The sequence below is a fragment of the Streptomyces sp. NPDC088252 genome (assembly GCF_044740965.1).
Taxonomy (GTDB): Bacteria; Actinomycetota; Actinomycetes; order Streptomycetales; family Streptomycetaceae; genus Streptomyces.
The window spans coordinates 99,533-102,312 of sequence record NZ_JBIURS010000013.1; the positions used below are offsets into that span (position 1 = coordinate 99,533).

The window sequence follows — 2,780 nt, forward strand, 5'->3', positions numbered from 1 at the left end:
CGCCGACGACCGGTGGTGGGACGACTGCGCCGACGACCGGTGGCGGGACGACTGCGCCGACGACCGGTGGTGGCACGACTGCGCCGACGACCGGTGGTGGCACGACTGCGCCGACGACCGGTGGTGGCACGACTGCGCCGACGACCGGTGGTGGCACGACTACCCCGACCACGACGGGAGCCATGTAATCCGGCACCGGGCCCGGCGAGCAACGAGTGACAGCGCAGGCTCAGTCATTCCCTCGTGGTGTCCTGCGCCCGACAGTTGATCGTCAGCCTCGATCGTTCATGAGCCCTCATTGTTTCTCGATGAGGGCTCATGAACCTGTGCGGCGCCGCCGACCCGGAGCCGCCTCGACGTCGCGCCTCACCTGGCGCATCCCCGAGCCGCCGGCGGCGTAGCTTCCTTCGCCTCTCGTGCGGGCTCTCACGGCGAAGGCCACCACCCCGCAGAGGGGATGGCGGCCTTCGTGGAGGATCGGCGCCTTACAGGTCGAAGTACAGCTCGAACTCGTGCGGGTGCGGGCGCAGCTGGATCGGGGCGATCTCGTTGGTGCGCTTGTAGTCGATCCACGTCTCGATCAGGTCGGAGGTGAAGACACCACCGGCCTGCAGGTACTCGTTGTCCGCCTCCAGCGCTTCCAGAACGGCCGGGAGGGACGTCGGGACCTGCTGGACGTTCGCGTGCTCCTCGGGAGCCAGCTCGTAGAGGTCCTTGTCGATCGGCTCGGCGGGCTCGATCTTGTTCTTGATGCCGTCGAGGCCCGCCATCAGCAGGGCGGAGAAGGCGAGGTACGGGTTCGACGACGGGTCCGGGGCGCGGAACTCGACGCGCTTGGCCTTCGGGTTGGAGCCCGTGATCGGGATACGCATCGCGGCGGAGCGGTTGCGCTGCGAGTACACCATGTTGACCGGGGCCTCGAAGCCGGGGACCAGTCGGTGGTACGAGTTCACCGTCGGGTTGGTGAAGGCCAGCAGCGACGGTGCGTGCTTGAGGATGCCGCCGATGTAGTAGCGGGCGATGTCCGAGAGTCCCGCGTAACCCTGCTCGTCGTAGAAGAGGGGGTTGCCACCGGCCCACAGGGACTGGTGGACGTGCATGCCCGAGCCGTTGTCGCCGAAGATCGGCTTCGGCATGAAGGTCGCGGTCTTGCCGTTGCGCCAGGCGACGTTCTTCACGATGTACTTGAAGAGCATCAGGTCGTCGGCCGCGGCGAGCAGCGTGTTGAACTTGTAGTTGATCTCGGCCTGGCCGGCGGTGCCGACCTCGTGGTGCTGGCGCTCGATCTGGAGTCCGCTCCGCTCCAGCTCCAGGGACATCTCGGCGCGCAGGTCGGCGAAGTGGTCGACCGGCGGGACCGGGAAGTAGCCGCCCTTGTAACGGACCTTGTACCCACGGTTGTTCTCGACCGCGCCGGTGTTCCAGGCGCCGGCCTCGGAGTCGATGTGGTAGAAGCTCTCGTTCGCCGACGTCTGGAAGCGGACGTTGTCGAAGACGTAGAACTCGGCCTCGGGGCCGAAGTACGCGGTGTCGGCGATGCCGGTGGAGGCGAGGTACGCCTCGGCCTTCTTGGCCACGTTCCGCGGGTCACGGCTGTACTGCTCGCCGGTGATCGGGTCGTGGATGAAGAAGTTGATGTTGATGGTCTTGTCGCGGCGGAAGGGGTCGACACGGGCGGTCGACAGGTCTGCGCGCAGTGCCATGTCGGACTCGTGGATGGCCTGGAAGCCGCGGATCGACGAGCCGTCGAAGGCAAGCTCGTCGGCCGGGTCGAAGGTCGCCGCCGGGACGGTGACGTGCTGCATCACACCGGGCAGGTCACAGAACCGGACATCGATGAACTTGACGTCTTCGTCGGCGATGAACTTCTTCGCGTCGTCGGCGTTCTGGAACATCCAACTCCTCCTACTCCCGGCCCGGGAGGGACGGGGTTGTAGCTCGTGGTGCGGCCAGTGCGGTGGCACACGCTGGACCCGACCATAGGCAGACCGGATTTCTCAAGCATGACCCATTTGTTTCGCAGAAGTTAACCGAGCCGGGTGTGAGCGGCACCTCGTGGCCGGTTACGGGCCCCTCCCGAGGGTCGGCGCGGCGGCCCTCGGGAGGGGCCCGCCCGGGGGGCGGCACGAGCGGGCGCAGTACCGTGGTCGGGTGGACAACAGGCAAGCAATCGGATCGTGGCTCTCAGGGCCGCGCGCGGCCGCCGAGGAAATGGGGGCCGACTTCGGCTACCGGGGCAAGCGGCTCGGTCTGCCCGAGCACGGCCCGGGATCCGTGGCGCCGCTCGGCCGGCGCTTCGGCGCGGTCTTCATCGACTGGGTCCTGTGCCTGGTGATCGCATACGGGCTGCTCGCTCGCGGTGACCAGCAGGCGGCCGGAAACTGGGCGCTCGGCGTCTTTCTCGTACTGAGTGTGCTCACTGTCGGCACCATCGGCTGCACGCCCGGCAAGCGCCTCCTGGGCATCAGGGTCGTCGCCGAGAGCGGCGGCCGGCTCACTTTCGGCCGAGTGGTCGTCCGGAGCGTGCTGCTGTGCATCGTGATCCCGGCCCTGGTCTGGGACCGCGACGGCCGCGGCCTGCACGACCGGCTGGCCCGCGCGGTTCAGGTCCGTATCTGAGCCACCGAGCCGGGGACGTACGGCCGAGGAAGCGGACGCCGAGGACGGAACAGGGAAGGGGGCGGGGGGGGGGGGCCCGGGGGGGGGGGGGCCCCCCCCCCCCCCCCCCCCCCGCCCCCCCCGGGGGGCCCCACCGGCCCCGGCGGCCGCGGCGCCCCCGA

The 2,780-nt window shown here is 69.0% G+C and carries 3 protein-coding genes; 2 read left to right on the forward strand and 1 reads right to left on the reverse strand.

Annotated features, from left to right (window positions below; translation table 11 throughout):
- Positions 1–268 (forward strand): hypothetical protein (locus ACIOHC_RS25760; RefSeq protein ID WP_401844166.1); only part of this gene is annotated, 268 nt, incomplete at its 5' end.
- A 217-nt stretch (positions 269–485) separates the two neighbouring features.
- Here the strand turns inward: ACIOHC_RS25760 and glnA are convergent.
- Entirely contained in the window at positions 486–1,895 is a 1,410-nt protein-coding gene (glnA, locus tag ACIOHC_RS25765; protein WP_351082790.1) for a type I glutamate--ammonia ligase, read from the reverse strand.
- A 256-nt stretch (positions 1,896–2,151) separates the two neighbouring features.
- On the opposite strand from glnA, the gene ACIOHC_RS25770 reads away from it, so the two are divergent.
- On the forward strand, positions 2,152–2,619 hold the full coding sequence (locus tag ACIOHC_RS25770; RefSeq protein ID WP_351082787.1) for an RDD family protein: 468 nt from the start codon (positions 2,152–2,154) through the stop codon (positions 2,617–2,619).
- The last annotated feature ends 161 nt before the right edge of the window (positions 2,620–2,780 follow it).

Coding starts and splice junctions, on each gene's coding strand:
- glnA (WP_351082790.1), bottom strand. CDS start 1,895: ATGTTCCAGAACGCCGACGACGCGAAGAAGTTCATCGCCGACGAAGAC.